12 protein-coding genes are annotated in these 15173 nt (G+C 73.5%); 4 read left to right on the forward strand and 8 right to left on the reverse strand.

Annotated features, from left to right (window positions below):
* Positions 1-90 precede the first annotated feature (90 nt).
* From ACIBA9_RS21450 to ACIBA9_RS21475, 6 genes are all read right to left on the reverse strand, one after another.
* Positions 91-960 (reverse strand): cytochrome c oxidase assembly protein, encoded by an 870-nt coding sequence (locus ACIBA9_RS21450; RefSeq protein ID WP_399365142.1) that lies wholly within the window; start codon positions 958-960, stop codon positions 91-93.
* Positions 960-1562, reverse strand: coding sequence for a DUF2243 domain-containing protein (locus ACIBA9_RS21455; protein ID WP_399365144.1), 603 nt, complete (start codon positions 1560-1562; stop codon positions 960-962). The genes ACIBA9_RS21450 and ACIBA9_RS21455 overlap by 1 nt, the downstream gene beginning before the upstream one ends.
* A 277-nt stretch (positions 1563-1839) precedes the next feature.
* Positions 1840-2853, reverse strand: coding sequence for a DUF5914 domain-containing protein (locus ACIBA9_RS21460; RefSeq protein WP_399365146.1), 1014 nt, complete (start codon positions 2851-2853; stop codon positions 1840-1842).
* Positions 2850-3950 (reverse strand): phytoene/squalene synthase family protein, encoded by a 1101-nt coding sequence (locus ACIBA9_RS21465; RefSeq protein ID WP_399365148.1) that lies wholly within the window; start codon positions 3948-3950, stop codon positions 2850-2852. The genes ACIBA9_RS21460 and ACIBA9_RS21465 overlap by 4 nt, the downstream gene beginning before the upstream one ends.
* Positions 3947-5500 carry a phytoene desaturase family protein gene (gene crtI, locus ACIBA9_RS21470; RefSeq protein WP_399365150.1) on the reverse strand — a complete coding sequence of 518 codons (1554 nt, stop codon included), beginning with the start codon at positions 5498-5500 and terminating at the stop codon, positions 3947-3949. The genes ACIBA9_RS21465 and crtI overlap by 4 nt, the downstream gene beginning before the upstream one ends.
* Positions 5497-7077: a polyprenyl synthetase family protein gene (locus ACIBA9_RS21475; RefSeq protein WP_399365152.1), complete on the reverse strand. Its 1581-nt coding sequence runs from the start codon at positions 7075-7077 to the stop codon at positions 5497-5499. The genes crtI and ACIBA9_RS21475 overlap by 4 nt, the downstream gene beginning before the upstream one ends.
* A gap of 241 nt (positions 7078-7318) precedes the next feature.
* Between ACIBA9_RS21475 and ACIBA9_RS21480 the strand changes: the two genes are divergently transcribed.
* The 3 genes from ACIBA9_RS21480 (at position 7319) to ACIBA9_RS21490 (ending at position 10922) form a co-directional block, all read left to right on the forward strand.
* Positions 7319-8512, forward strand: coding sequence for a lycopene cyclase family protein (locus tag ACIBA9_RS21480; protein ID WP_399365154.1), 1194 nt, complete (start codon positions 7319-7321; stop codon positions 8510-8512).
* Between the two features lie 110 nt (positions 8513-8622).
* Positions 8623-9354 carry a methyltransferase gene (locus ACIBA9_RS21485; protein WP_399365156.1) on the forward strand — a complete coding sequence of 244 codons (732 nt, stop codon included), beginning with the start codon at positions 8623-8625 and terminating at the stop codon, positions 9352-9354.
* The gene (locus tag ACIBA9_RS21490) at positions 9351-10922 is read left to right on the forward strand and encodes an FAD-dependent oxidoreductase (RefSeq protein WP_399365158.1); all 1572 of its coding nucleotides are present in this window, start codon (positions 9351-9353) and stop codon (positions 10920-10922) included. Before ACIBA9_RS21485 ends, ACIBA9_RS21490 begins: the two co-directional genes overlap by 4 nt.
* A gap of 54 nt (positions 10923-10976) precedes the next feature.
* On the opposite strand, the gene ACIBA9_RS21495 is transcribed toward ACIBA9_RS21490, so the two are convergent.
* The gene (locus ACIBA9_RS21495; protein WP_399365160.1) at positions 10977-11156 is read right to left on the reverse strand and encodes a hypothetical protein; all 180 of its coding nucleotides are present in this window, start codon (positions 11154-11156) and stop codon (positions 10977-10979) included.
* A gap of 142 nt (positions 11157-11298) precedes the next feature.
* Entirely contained in the window at positions 11299-13935 is a 2637-nt protein-coding gene (locus ACIBA9_RS21500; RefSeq protein ID WP_399365162.1) for a PA14 domain-containing protein, read from the reverse strand.
* Positions 13936-14093: 158 nt separating this feature from the next.
* Here ACIBA9_RS21500 and ACIBA9_RS21505 point away from each other — a divergent pair, with 158 nt between their 5' ends.
* Positions 14094-15107: a LacI family DNA-binding transcriptional regulator gene (locus ACIBA9_RS21505; RefSeq protein WP_399365164.1), complete on the forward strand. Its 1014-nt coding sequence runs from the start codon at positions 14094-14096 to the stop codon at positions 15105-15107.
* Positions 15108-15173: the final 66 nt, after the last annotated feature.

Genomic DNA, 15173 nt, shown 5'->3' on the forward strand with positions numbered 1-15173 from the left:
GCCTCGATGCCTTTCTGATCCGTTCTGGTCCGCGTGCGGCCCACGTACCCTTCGACGCTAGTTCTCTCCGCGACCCGTGTTATGTGCCGATTACACCGATCCAGCGACCGATTTGCGGACTGATGAGCTGGATTTTCCCTCGCGCATACTGGCCGGAGCCCATCCGTGTACCTTGCCGCGGCGTTCGGGGCGCCAGGTGGCCACCAGCGCTGCGGCCAGCAGGAGTTCGGCGATGTCCCCGCCGTAGTACATGATCTCCGCCCCCTGCCGGACCTGTGCGACGGGGGCGTGGATGTCGACGAAGAACCCGCCGTACATGGCCTGTGCGATCAGGGCGTGTACGGCGATGGCCACCCCCAGACACACCAGACGGGCCCGCACACCGGGCCGGGCGGGCGCGGGATCGGGGCCGGCGATGACGTAGGCGAAGAGGAACCCGGACGCCAGGAAGTGCGCGTGCAGCGGCCAGTGCCCGGCCGGGTGGGCCATGACGGTGTTGTACAGGGGCGTGAAGTAGAGCACCGCGAGCGTTCCGACGCTCAGTGCGAGCGCCGTCACGGGATGCGCCGCCACCCGGGCCGCCCGGCTGTGCAGCAACGCCGTCACCCGGCGAGCCCGCCGGGCGGGCAGCACCCGCAGCAGCAGGGTGACCGGCGCGGCCAGCACGAGCGCCGGCGGCGCGTACATGCCGATGAGCATGTGCTGGGCCATGTGGCAGCGGAAGTCGGAGTGCGCGGCGGGTGCCAGCGGAGGCAGCAGCGCGACGCCGAGCAGCGCGAGCCCGGTGAGGAACGACGCCGACCTCCACGCGCTCCAGCCCAGCGCGGGGTTGCGGCGCCGCGCCCGGCCCGCGGCGAGCAGATAGAGGCCGGCCGCGGCGAGCAGGACCAGCACGGTGAGCACGGTTGCTGGCAGCCCGTCACCGCCACCGGCGCCGCCGTGGTGGTGCATGGCGCCCATCAGACCGAGCCCCCGGACCGCCCGGGGTCCGCGGGCCGCTCGGGCCCCGCGGACCGTGCGCGCCCTTCGGGGGACTCGGGGTCGAGGGGCCGGCCGCCGCGCTGGAGCAGATACCCCCCGATCAGGAACAGGCCGCCCAGGACGAGGAACCCGGCGTCCCACCACGCCTGGTAGGGACCGCCGTGGACGTGGTGGATACCCAGGATCTGGTGGTCCAGGAGGCCCTCGACCAGGTTGAACAGGCCCCACCCGGCGAGGATCCAGCCCCAGAGGACCCGCGAGGCCCACACCGCCCGCCGGTTGTGCGTCACCCGCGAGTAGAGGATGGCCAGGCCCAGCAGGACGGCGATCCAGCACACGGTGTGGAAGACGCCGTCCCACACGGTGTTCATCTCCAGCCCCGAGACCGTGTGGGGGTCGTAGTACTTCACCCCGATGCGGTCGTGGTTGGTGCTGGTGAGCATGTGGTGCCACTGCAGGAGCTGGTGCAGCAGGATGCCGTCGACGAACCCGCCGAGGCCCACCCCGAGAACGATCCCCGGCAGCTGCAGGCTGTTGGGCGCCGCATCGAACTCCCGGGCCGAACCCGCCGTCGTGGCCATCGCCTGGTCTCCGTCCCGTCGACAGTCGTGGTCGAATCCTCGGGACATGGTTTCCCGAGCGGCCTTCCTCAACCACCCGGCCCACACGGCTTCGGCCACGACACCGCGGACCGCGTCGGCGGCCCCGGACCTCTGGACCGTGCCCTGACACCACCGGCGGAGTTCGTCGAGGTCCTCGTGATAGGCCGAAACGCGGCGCCCACGGGGAGCGGCCGGGGGCCCCGTTTCGGTCCGCCGGCGGGCGCCGCCCCGGTCCCACGGCCGCGGGGACCGCCGGTCAGCCGGGAAAGCGGCCCGTGGCGCGCAGGTGCCAACGGCGCTCCGCGTAGGCCAGGTCGTCGCGCCACAGGCGTCCCGCCGCGCTCCGTACCAGCGGCCGCAGCACCGAGGACGCCCGGCGGGCCACGGAGAACCCTCGGCGGGGGGAGGTCGCGACGACAGCCTCGACGACGGCCGTGCGCGGTCGGCCCCGCTCGTCGGGGCCGAGCGGGGTGGCGTGCGTCTCGACCACGGAACCCTGGCCTTCGCCGTCGGTGATGTGCATGACGACCGTGCGGGGCTCGGGAGCCGTGAACACGGCCCGCACGGGGACCACCAGGCGGCCCGCGACCTTGAAGGAGACGTCCACGGTGAAGCCGTCCGGGCCGTCCCCGGCGTCCTCCGGCCCGCCCACCACCGTCAGGTCGACGAAGGAGTACGGATGGAACCAGGCCCCGTGCCAGGGGTCCAGTCGATTGGCGACCACGTCCTCGGGCTCGCAGACCCCCACGCCCACATAGACCGCGCTGAGCGAACGGGTGAGGTCGGGACGCCCGGGCAGGACCGGTGCGTCCAGAGGAGGCTCGTCACCGATGTCGTCGAGCCGTACCCACAGCAGCAGGCCGTCGTCGTGCGCCGGCAGCGGGCTCCAGCCGGCGAACGGCGTACCGTCCAGGGCCAGACCGTGCCAGTGGCAGACGAGGGCGCCGCAGCGCACGGGGCTGTCCTTCAGCGGTGCGCCCAGATGGGGGCAGATGCCCGGGCCGGCCACCGGTCGGCCGTCGGCGGCCCGCCACACGACCACCTCGCGCCCAGCCACCGTCCGCGCCAGGGGGCGGTCCTCGCGCAGAGCGCGCGAGGCGCCGACGACGTACCAGTTGCCGGACGGACGGGCCTGGGCCCGTTTCAGCGCTCCGGCGATCACCGCGGGCTTGGCGTCCCGCCATGTGGGCGACTGCCTGTCCCACGGGACGGGCCGCGGGCGCAGGGCGAGCGGCAGGCGCCGCCGCCTGCCCGGTCGTACGGTGTTCACACGACCTCCTGTCGGACGCTCGGGTGGGCGGACGGAGCGGACGTGGCGGTGGCGGTCGACGCCGGGCGCGGTGCGGTGGCCGGTGTGCGGCCGGGGCTCCTCCCGGAATCACAGTGCTCCGTCGGCCCGGAGTGGTCCCCTCGGTAGGCGACGCGGGCGCCGTAACGGGCCCGCACCCGGGCCGCCACCACCCGGGTGACCCCGTCCGCCGCGACGGCGACGCGCCGACGCCGGGGGACTACGGCCCGGCGGTGCAGTACGGCGTAACCGTCCCGGGCCACGGCGTCCAGGATGCCTCCGTACAGGACGAACGCGGTACGGATGCACGGCCTGGACACCGGATCCAGCATGGCGATGCCCGGTTCCGCCTCCCGGTAGACGCTCCGGGTCAGCGCCTCGAACTCCCTCAGCGCGGCGGTGATGCGCGGATCGGACCGCTGCGTGTCCCGGCTCCAGCGCAGCAGGGCCCGGTCGACCCCGTGGGCGCCGAGCAGATCGGCGGGCAGATAGACGCGGCCCCGGTCGAGGTCCTCACCCACGTCGCGCAGGAAGTTGCTCAACTGGAACGCCACGCCCAGGGCGGCCGCGTGGGGCGCGGCCTCGGGACGGGGGACCACCGTGCCGAGGACCGGCAGCATCTGCAGGCCGATGACGGCCGCCGAGCCGTGCATGTAGCCGCGCAGGTCCGCGTAGGTGGGGTAGTCCGTCACCACCAGGTCGGAACCCATGGCCGCCATGAAGTCGCGGAAGTACGCGTGCTCGATGCCGTAGCGGCGGGCGGTGTCGGCGAGCGCGAGCACCACCGGTTCCCGGGTGTGCCCGCCGCGCAGCCCCTCGGTGAGGCTTCGCTGGAGCCCGGTCAGCGCCGCCACCCGCTCGTCGGTGCGGATACCGGGATCGAGCGAGTCGACGATGTCGTCCGCCCAGCGGGCGAAGCCGTACAGCGCGTGCACGGCGGGCCTGCGCTCGACCGGCAGCAGCCGGGTGGCGAGGAAGTACGTCCTGCCGTGCCGGGCGTTGAGCACACGACAGCGCCCGTACGCCTCGCGCAGGGCCGGGTCGGTGATGCCTGCCGCGTGCAGTTCGCGAGCGGTCATACGGCGGTCTCCTTCTTGGCCGGCGCCGGCGCCGGCGTGCGCGTACGCGCGGAAGCGGGCGCGGGCCGTGGGGCGCCGGTGATGCGGGCCGCGGCCAGCTTTCCCGACAGCAGTACGGTCGGCACGCCCACGCCCGGTGTGGTGCCGCAGCCCGCCAGGACGGCGTTCTCCGTACCCCGCACCAGGTTCCGGGGGCGGAACGGGCCGGTCTGCGCGAAGGTGTGGGCGGCCGAGAACGGGGTGCCGGCCGCGTGTCCCCGCGACTGCCAGGTGACCGGCGTGACCAGGCACTCGGTGTCGATGGCGGCCTCGATGCCGTCGAGGCCGCGCCGGTCCAGCTCCCGCAGCAGCGCGGAACGGTAGCGGGGGGCGAGGTCGGCCCAGGCCCGGGCGCCGGGTCCGACCTCCAGATTGGGGCAGGGGGCCAGGATGTAGTGCAGGTGGCGGCCCGGGGGCGCCAGAGCGGGGTCGGTGGCGGTGGGGCGCGTTAGGAGCAGCGAGGGGTCGCTCATCAGACGGCCCGTGCGGGTCAGTTCGTCGAAGGTGCCGCGCCAGGCCGCCCCGAACGAGATGGTGTGGTGGGCCAGTTGGGGCCAGGTGCGGTCGGTGCCCGCGTGCAGCACCACCGCGGAGGGGGAGTGGCGCAGCCGCAGCGGGCGTCGCGGCCGGCGGCCGAGGAGGCCGTAGGCGACGGGCAGGTCCGGGGTGAGGACGACCGCGTCGCAGGGGATGCGGTCCTGGTCGGTGACGACCGCCGTGATCCGCTGCCCGGACCGTTCCAGGCGTGTCACCCGCTGCCCGAACCGCAGATCGGCGCCCGCGTCCGCGGCGGCGTCCGCCATGGCGCGCGGAAGGGCGTGCATGCCGCCCCGGGGGAAGTAGACGCCGGCGACGGTGTCCATGTAGGCGATGACGGCGTACGCCGCCAGCGCCCGGGCGGGCGGCACTCCCGCGTACAGGGCCTGGAAGGAGAACACCCGCCGCAGCCGCTCGTCGCGGAGGAAGCCGCCGATCCGGGCGTCCAGCGTGCCGAAGCCGCCGAGCGCGGCCAGACGGACGAGGTCGGCGTTGAGCAGGCCCAGCGGAGAGTCGAAGTTGGCGTCGATGAAGCGGCGCATCTGGACTCGGTAGAGCTGTTCCAGCCACGCCCGCAGCCGCAGGTATCCCGCCGCCTCCGCACCACCGGCGAACCGTTCCACCTCGGCGGCCATGGCGTCGCCCTCGGTGTGCACGTCCAGCGAGCTGCCGTCGGCGAAACGGGCGTGGTAGGCGGGGTGCAGCGGAATCAGGTCGACGCGGTCGTACAGGCTGTCACCGACCGCGGCGAAGGCTTCGTCGGCGAGGTCGGGCATGGTCAGCACGGTGGGGCCGGTGTCCAGGTGGTAGCCCCCGAGATCCAGGCGTCCGGCGCGGCCACCGGGCCGCGGGTCGCGCTCCACGAGGGTGACGCGGCGGCCGGCTCCCAGCAGGTGCAGGGCGGCCGACAGGCCCGAGAGGCCGGCGCCCACGACGACGACGTGGTCGCTGGGGCCGGGCAGAACGCGGTTCATGGGCGAGAGCCCTCCCGGACGGAGGCGACCAGACAGAGGGGCACACCCGGGGCCGGATCGGCGCCCCCCGTACGGCCGCTCGGACGGCTCGGCTCGGCACCCGCCGCGGCGACCAGCAGTTCGCGCAGACGGCGGGCGCCCTCGGGATCGAGCGGGGTGTCGTCGAAACGCCGGAGCCCCTGCTCGATCAGGCGGCCGATCTTCGTCTCGACCGCCGCTCGGGCGCCGGTGCGCCGCAGGGTGTCCCGCACGGCGTCCAGATCCGACTCCGTCAGGCCGCCGTTGCCGAGCGACCGGTCCAGCACGGCGAGAGCCGCACGGTCACCGGCCGCCACGGCCCTGTCCCGGGCCAGCGCGACCAGATAGGTCGCCTTCCCCTCCCGAAGGTCCCCACCCGCGGCCCTGCGGCCCCACTCGCCCCCGTCGCCGTCGGCCGCGCACCCGGCTGAGCGACGGTCGTCGCCGACCGTCCGGCCGGGCTCCCGGCGGAGGCTTTCGGCCGCCGCGCTGTCGCCATCGGCCGACCCGAGCCGCTCGCGATCGCTACCGCCGACGGTGCGGCAGGGCTCCTCACCGAGCCCCTCGCCCGTCGTGTCGCCCGCCCACTCGCGCTCCTCACCCTCCGCGCACCCGGCGCGCTCGCGGTCGTCGCCGGCCGCCGCCCGGCCCGGTTCGTCGGCGAAGATGTCGTTGACGTCGTCGCGCAGTTGGAAGGCCATGCCGATGCAGTGACCGGCCGAGCACAGGCCCGCCGTGGTGGTGTCGTCCGCGCCCGCCAGCGCCGCGCCCAGCGCGAGAGGACGTTCGACGGAGTACAGGGCGCTTTTCAGGCAGGCGGAGCGCAGCGCGCGGGGCAGGGAACGGGATGCCGTGATCTGGCCCTGCACGTCCAGGTACTGACCCGCCACCATTTCCGTACGCAGGTCGCTCCACAGGCGCCGGACCCGCTGCTCGGTACCGGCGGGCAGGACGGTCTCGGCCACCAGGTCGTCCGCCCACGCGAGCGCGAGATCCCCGGCGAGGACCGCCGCCGCGTCGCCGAACCGTGCCGCCCGGCCGACCCCGGCGGCGGCCCCGTACTGGGCGCTGACGTCCGCGTGCAGGGCCGGCCGGCCCCGGCGCAGCGGCGAGCGGTCCATCATGTCGTCCTGGACGAGTGCACACGTCTGCAGGAGTTCCAGCGCGGCTCCCAGCCGCAGCGCCGCGGCCGCCGACACACCGTCACCGCCGCCGCAGGCACGCAGCGCCCACCACAGCAGCCGCGAGCGGACGCGTTTGCCGCCCTGCCGGGTGAACCGCGCCACCCGCAGGGCGATGTCGTCGGCGAAGACGGGGTCGACGGCCCGGGACCGCTCCACCCGGTCGGCCAGCACCTCGTCGAGCACCCGGCTCACCGCCGCGCGCACGTCCCGGTCGGCGGCGCGCACCTCGTCGGCCCCGCCCCGCGGGCCGCGAGGCCCCATGTCCCCGCCGCCGGCGGGCGGCCGCACCCGAACGGGGGAGTGGCCGGGGGCGACCAGCCGGACAGCAGGTGGTGACCCGGCCGCATGGTGATCCGTCGCCTGCGTCGGACGCATCGCGGTTCCTTTCGTCGTGATCGCGGGCAGCTCCGTCGACAGGGCTTTCGCCCCGGGAGCCGTCAACGGATGCGAGAGCGGACCCGAAGCCCGGCGGACGGCCAGCGCACGGCATCCCTTCCACATTGGCCCGACTCGGCGACGACCGCCTGTCGCATTCGGGTGACCCGCATCCGATCGGGCCTGAGGAGGGGAACACCGGCCAAGTGCGCAAGGGATGCGCGGGAGGGAGGCAGCCGTCGTGCGGGAGGCGGACGTGGCGGTCGTCGGCGCCGGAGCGGCCGGACTGTCCCTGGCCCACCGGCTGTCGGGGCACGTCCCCGGCCGGCGTACCCCCTCGGTGATCCTCCTGGACGCTCCGCCGGGACCGCTGCGGCCCCCGGACCGGACGTGGTGCTTCTGGGAGAGCGGCCACGACCGTTTCGAGGCCGCCGTCAGCGCCACCTGGCGCACTCTGCGGGTGCGGCCACCCGTGGGCCCTCCCGTCACCGGGGACATCACCCCCCTGCGCTACAAGATGATCCGCTCCCCGGACTTCGAGGCCCTGGTCGGAGAGGACCTGCGACTCAGCCCCAACGTGCGGCGCCTGGAAGCGACCGTCGAGACCGTCGAGGACGTCCACGAGGGCGCCCAGGTCGCGTTCCGCACGGCCGACGGGCGGTCGGACGTCCTGTGCGCCCGCTGGGTGTTCGACTCGCGCCCCCTGGGCAGCCTCCCGGCCGCCCGCACCACCCTGCTCCAGCACTTCCACGGCTGGTTCGTCCGTACGGACCGCCCCGTCTTCGACGCCGGTACCGCCGAACTGATGGACTTTCGCACCCCGCAGCCCGACGACGGCCTGTCCTTCGGGTACGTCCTGCCCACCGGCCCCCACGAGGCCCTGGTGGAGTACACCGAGTTCTCCCCGCGTGTCCTCACGGCGCAGGGTTACGAGACCGCCGTACGCCACTACGCCGAGGACGTCCTGCGGCTCGGCGACCTCGACGTGCTCTCCACCGAGACCGGGGTCATCCCGATGACGGACGGCCGGATCCCCACCCAGGCCGGGCAGTCCGTCTTCCGTATCGGTGCCGCGGGCGGCGCCACCCGCCCCGCCACCGGATACACCTTCGCCGGACTCCAGCGCCAGACCCGATCCGTCGCCGCCGCCCTGCGCCGGGGCCAGCACCCCGCACCGCCGCCGGCCCATCCGGCACGCTCGCGGGCCATGGACGCCGTACTCCTGCGCGCCCTGGACAGCGGCAGGGTCGACGGTCCGGCGCTGTTCTCACGGGTGTTCGCGGGCCTGCCGATGAACCGTGTGCTGCGCTTCCTCGACGGGCACACCCGTCTGACCGAAGACCTCTCGATCGGCCTTCACACACCGGCCTGGCCCATGCTCCGTTCGGCGCTGGAACTCCCCGGCCTGCCCCGCCGCCCCTTCGAGCACCCCTGAGCCGCCCGCCCTTGATCCGCCCCCGGATTCCGACCGCCTCCGGCCCGACCCCCTGACCGGCTCACCGCCGTACCGACCACGCCGTACCGACCACCCCTTCGGGAGACCGCATGAACCTGCTGCGCGACGAGGACCTCGCCGCCGCGTTCGACCACGCCGCCCGCAGCTACGACACGCTCGTGGCCGCCAACCCCGGCTACCACGCGCACCTGCGCCGTTCGGTGCGCCGCCTAGGCCTGCCCGGACACGGGGAAGGGCTGCGCGTGCTGGACCTCGGCTGCGGTACCGGAGCCTCCACCGCCGCGCTGCGTGCCGCCCTGCCGGGCGCGGACATCACGGCCGTGGACGCCTCGGCCGGCATGCTGGAACGAGCCGCCGCCAAACCCTGGGCGGCTGGTGTGACCTTCGTGCACACCCCGGCGGAGGACCTGCGCGAGGCGGGGGTGAAGGGCCCCTTCGACGCCGTCTTCGCCGCCTACCTCTTCCGTAACCTGTCCGACCCCGACGCCGTGCTCGGCACGGTTCACGCGCTGCTGGCCCCGGGAGGACGACTCGGAGTGCACGAGTACACGCTCAGCGGCCGCCGCGCCGACCGCGCTGTGTGGACGCTGGTGTGCCGTGGCATCGTCCAACCCGTGGCCACCGCCCTCAAAGACGGTGGCCTCTACCGCCATCTGTGGCGCAGCGTCCTCGCGTTCGACACCGCCGCACGATTCGCCGAGCGGCTGCGCGCCGCGGGATTCGAGCGGGTGCGAGCCCTGCCGGTGCCGGGCTGGCAGACCGGCATCGCGCACACCTTCGTCGCCCGCCGCGCCCACGCCGCACCGGGGGACACGCGATGACCGCTCCCGGCACCTCCGGCGCATCCCCTCACCCCGCCGCCCGTCGCGGCCGGGACCGCCGGGCCCGGTCGCTGCCGCCGCGCCCGGGAGCGCCGCGGATCGACGGACCCCGCCCCACGACCGCCGTCGTGGGCGGCGGTATCGCCGGGCTGGCCGCCGCCACGGCACTGGCCGAACGCGGGGTGCGCGTGACCCTGTACGAGCGCGAACCGTACCTGGGCGGTCGCGCCGGGGGATGGCCGGTGGACCTGAAGGACGGCTCCCGCGTCACCATGAGCCGCGGCTTCCACGCCTTCTTCCGTCAGTACTACAACCTGCGGGGACTGCTCCGCCGCACCGACCCGGGCCTGCGGCGCCTGACCGGGCTCCCCGACTACCCGCTGCGGCACAGCAGCGGACTGCGGGACAGTTTCCGCCACGTCCCGCGCACCCCGCCGTGGAGCGCGCTCGGCTTCGCCGCGCTCAGCCCCTCCTTCGGCATGCGCGACCTGCGCGCGATGAACGCCGTCGCCGCCCTTCCCCTGCTGGACGTCCGCGTCCCCGAGGTGTACGAGCGCCTCGACGGCACCAGCGCCCACGACTTCCTCGAAGCCGTACGCTTCCCGCGCATGGCCCGGCATCTGGCGTTCGAGGTCTTCTCGCGCAGCTTCTTCGCCGATCCGAGGGAGTTGTCGGCGGCGGAGATGGTGCTGATGTTCCACATCTACTTCCTCGGCTCGGCCGAGGGCCTGCTGTTCGACGTGCCCCGCGCGCCCTACCCGGCGGCCCTGTGGAACCCGCTGGCCGAGTACGCGCGCCGGCACGGCGCGGAGGTACGGACCGGCACCGCGGTCGAGCACATCGCGCACACGCCCGACGGCGCCTACACGCTCACCGCCGGCGGTGAGGAGCGGCGGCACGACACGGTCGTCCTCGCGCTGGACGCCGCCGGACTGCGCTCCCTCGTCGGCCGCTCCGACCGACTGGGCGACGCGCGGTGGCGCGAGCGCATCCAACTCCTGCGCGCAGCACCGCCGTTCCTGGTGAGCCGCCTGTGGCTGGACCGCCCCGTGGACCCAGGGCGCCCCGGATTCCTGGGCACGAGCGGATACGGCGGCCTGGACAACGTCAGCGTGTTGGAGCGCTGGGAGGACGAGGCGGCCCGCTGGGCGGCGCGCACCGGTGGCTCGGTGGTCGAACTGCACGCCTACGCCGTACCACCGGACGCCACCCCTGAGGTCGAGCAGAAGCGGCTGGTCGAGGAGCTGCACCGCGTGTACCCGGAGACGCGGCACGCGTCCGTCGTCGACGTCCGCCACGAATGGCGTGCCGACTGCCCGCTGTTCCCCGTGGGCGGCTACGCCGACCGGCCGACCGTTCGCACCCCTGAACCCGGCCTCGTGCTCGCCGGTGACCTGGTGCGCACCGACCTGCCGGTGGCACTGATGGAGCGCGCCGCCACGAGTGGGTTCCTCGCCGCGAACGCCCTGCTGGAGCGCTGGGGGGTGCGCGGGCAGACGCTGTGGACGGTACCGGACCGGGGTCGCGGCGTCGCACTGCGCGCGCTCGCCCGGCTGGGGAGCCGCTGAGCGCGAGTCACGGACGCGGCGGGGCCCACCGGGGCGGTGCGCTCGACGACGGGGTCACGGGCCCTGGAGGACCAGGACGGCGTTCTGCCCGCCGAAGCCCAGCGAGGTACTCAGGACGGCATCGATCCGGCAGGGCCGGGCGGCCTTGGTGACGATGTCGAGGTCGATGCCCGGATCGAGGGTGTCGAGGTTGGCGTTGATGGCGGATACGACGCCGGCGTACGACTCGCTCACGCCGTCCATCATCGAGGCCGTGCCCGCCGCGGCCGTCAGTCCTGCCCCCAGGCCGCCGCCCGGCGAGCCGTCCGGACCGGCGCCCGCGCAGTCGTCCGGCGGGGCCGGAGGGCGCCCGCCGGACGACTGCCCGCTCCCGATGTCAGGCGCAGCCGGCCGGGGTCGCCCGTGACGCGTCGTCGATCAACGCTTCCTGGGCCGCCTTCAGTCGCCGCACATCGGGCTTGACGACCCTGCGGTCGTACGTCAGGAGGCCGTTGAGCTCGCCTTCGACGTCCGTGATCTGTGTGTACACCGCGCCGTTGCCGCCACGGCACGCCAGCGCGTGCACCTCCGACAGTTTCCGCAGATAGTCGTCGGTGTAGGTGCTGGGGTCGACATCGACGTAGGACTGCTGGACCGACCAGGCGTGGCCGGGCACCGCGAGCCCGAGACCACCGTACTCACCGCTCACCAGCGCGCGCCGGCCGTCCGGATGCGGGGGCAGGGCAGGGCTCGGATAGCCGTGCTCGTCCATGATGTCGCCCGCTCCGCCGTCCGCGCCGAGGTTGAGGCCGGACATGTTGTTCACCAGCCGGGTCGGGTCCCAGGCCTTGGCTTGACCGGCGACGCGACCCACGTCGTACTGGCCCCAGCCCTCGTTGAAGACGACCCACATGACGACGGCGGGGCTGCTGATGTGCTCGTCGATCATCTCCTTCATCTCGTGCTCGTACTCGGTGCGGGCCGCGGTGGACGGGTTCACGCCCGCCGTCATGGCCGGCATGTCCTGCCACACCAGCAGGCCGAGCCGGTCGGCCCAGTAGAACCAGCGGTCGGGCTCGACCTTGATGTGCTTGCGCACGGCGTTGAAACCCATCGCCTTGTGCATCCTCAGGTCGTGGGCCAGGGCCGCGTCGCTCGGCGCGGTGTACAGGCCGTCGGGCCAGAACCCCTGGTCGAGCGTGGCCATCATGAAGACGGGCTTGCCGTTGAGGACCGTGCGCGGGACTCCGTTCAGCTGCCGCACCGCGATGGAGCGCATACCGAAGTAGCTGCCCACGCGGTCGTCGCCGACGCTCACCTTCAGGTCGTACAGGAACGGGTCGTCCGGTGACCACAGCCGTGTGTGCGGGATCGCCAGCGTGAGCGGCTCGCCGGTGCGTCCGGTCGCCGTGGCGATCCGGCGCTTGCCCGCATAGGCGGTCGCGGTGACCCGCACGCCGTCGCGCACGCCTCGCGGTTCGACGGCGAGCGTGCCGGAGGCGACGTCCGGGGTCAGCTTCAGCTGGTCGACGTGGTCGGGGGCGACGGGCTCCATCCACACCGTCTGCCAGATGCCGGAGGAGGGGGTGTACCAGATGCCGCTGGGGTCCAGCCGCTGCTTGCCCAGGGGCGGGTTCTCGCCACCCGCCGCGTCCGTCGGGTCGTAGACGCCGACGATCAGTTCCTGGGTGCGGCCCGGCCGGAGGGCGTCGGTGATGTCGGCGCCGAACTTGTCGTATCCACCCTTGTGTTCGACGACCTTGGTGCCGTTGACATAGACCTCGGCCTGCCAGTCGACGGCGCCGAAGTTCAGCTGGAGCCGCTTGCCGGCGCCGACCTTCCAGCCGGCCGGAACGGTGAAGGTACGCCGGTACCACATCCGGTCCTCGTGCCGTTCGACGCCTGAGAGCTGGGACTCGACCGGGTACGGGACGAGGATCCGCTCGCCGAGGGTCCGGCCGACCGGCGGCCGCTCACCCGCCCGCGCCGGGGCGAACTGCCAGCTGCCGTTGAGGTTCTGCCAGGCGTCACGGGTGAGCTGGGGCCGGGGGTACTCGCGGTGGGCGTTGGCCGGGGTGACGCCGTCGGCCCACTTGGTGCGCAGCTCGTAGGTGGAGTGGTTGGCGCCGCTGCTCCAGAACGCGCTGACAACGTTGCCGTCCTCGTCGGCGAGGCCGCCCTGGCCGTCGTAGCGGACGTCCGCCAGCCCGGGCGCGGTGCCGGTGCTGTTGCCGACGACGGGCTCCTTCAGCGAGACGAGCAGCGACCTCGGGTCGGACGGGTCCGAACGGGCGCTGTCCAGCGGCCAGTTCGCGCCGCCGATGACGGCGTGGAGGTGGTCGGCGAGCCGGGCGGCGGGCCTGGCGAGACGCTGCGCGAAGTCGAGCCGCAGGGTACGGCCGTCGCGCAGGACGGTGGTGGCGATGGCACCGTCGTAGGCGTAGCCCTCGGGCAGCAGATACGCCGACTGCGGTACGGCGGTCTTGGTGCCGCCGGGCGGTGTCCAGCGCAGGTGCAGGTTGGAGCCTCCGTAGTGCTCGAAGTACTCGACCTTGATGTCGTACGGCCGACCGGCGGTCAACTCCACCGGCTCGCTGGTCTGTTCGTGGTCCCAGTCGTCGACCCAGTGGTCGATGACGAGTGCCCCGCCGACCCAGAGCCGGAAGCCGTTGTCGCCGGTGATCGAGAAGGTGGTGGCGCCGGTGGTCTCCGGCACGATACGGCCGGTCCAGCGGACGCTGACGTCGTCCGACTGTCCGGTGGCCGAGGCCAGCCGCGACTCCAGGGAGTCGAAGTCGAGCTGCGGGTCGAACCCGGTGGCCTTGAGCTGGGCGAAGTCGAAGGCCCCCGGGGCGGACTGGGTGTAGTACTCGCCCTTGAGGCCATGCACGTCGGTGGGATCCCCGGCAGCCGTGGCGGGGGTGAGGGGGGTGGCGGCCGTGGCCGGGGTGGGTGGTGTCGCGGCGAGCCCGGAGAAGCCCAGAACGGCCGCGAGAAGGAGGGACCATCGGTGTCCGAGTGTTCTGATGCGCACGAGTCTCCCTTGGCTGAGGAAGGGTGGCGGCTCACTGCTTCAGTCTGTACAACGTTGGAAGCAACGGCAGTTGGCATGAGAGCACGGCTCCAGGCCGCTGTCCAGGGTCATGACAGGGCTCCGCCTTCCGGAGCCCCCGTCGATTCGAGGAGTTCCCATTGCGGGTCAGCCTGAAGGACGTGGCCGAACGGGCCGGCGTATCGATCAAGACCGTGTCCAACGTCGTGAACAACTATCCGCACGTCACACCCGGGATGCGGGCCCGGGTGCAGGAGGCCATCGACGAACTCGGCTACCGGCCGAACCTCACCGCCCGGCACCTGCGCAAAGGCCGTACCGGCATCATCGCGCTGGCCGTCCCGGAGCTGGGCAACCCCTACTTCGCCGAGCTCGCGAGCGCCGTCGTGGACGCGGCCGCCGAGCACGAGTTCACGGTGCTCCTCGACCACACCCGCGGCCGGCGCGAGCAGGAGGTGCTGGTCAGCCAGGGCTTCCGGGCCCGGGTGATCGACGGGCTCATCCTCAGCCCGCTGGAGCTGGAGGCCGAGGACCTGCAGGGACGACCCGACGACGTGCCGCTGGTGCTGCTCGGTGAGCGCGAGTACGACACACCGCACGACCACATCGCCATCGACAACGTGGCCGCCGCCCGGGCCGCGGTACGCCATCTGCTCGGGCGCGGCCGCACCCGTATCGCCTACCTGGGCGCCCGGACCGACTCCGCCAACCGTCCGGCGCACCTGCGGCTGGTCGGCTGGCGCGAGGAGCTGGCCGTCGCCGGTGTGCCGGCACCGGACGAGATGGTGGTGCCGGTCGGCGGCTGGGACCGGCACCACGGCGCCCGCGCCATGGCCGAGCTGCTGGATTCGGGGGTGCGACCCGACGCCGTGTTCGCGCTCAACGACCTCATCGCGATCGGGGCGATGCGGGTACTGCACGAGAGAGGTCTGCGGGTGCCCTGGGACGTCGCCGTGGTCGGCTTCGACGACATCGCCGAGGGCCGTTTCGGGGCCGTGTCACTGACCACGATCGCGCCGGACAAGCAGGCCATCGCACGGATGGCCGTCGCGTCGCTGCTGCGCAGCCTGTCGGGCCGCGGCGAGACCGGAGGACGCGAACTCACCGCCGAATTCCGGCTGGTGGAACGGGAGAGCACACTCGGGCGACGCTGACCTCACCGCCGAAAGGGGCGCGCGGTTCTCCACCGGACGTCTTTGACGGGAGGGGTTTACAGCCGT

Origin of the sequence: Streptomyces sp. NPDC051452, assembly GCF_044454765.1 — a bacterium.
Taxonomy (GTDB): Bacteria; Actinomycetota; Actinomycetes; order Streptomycetales; family Streptomycetaceae; genus Streptomyces.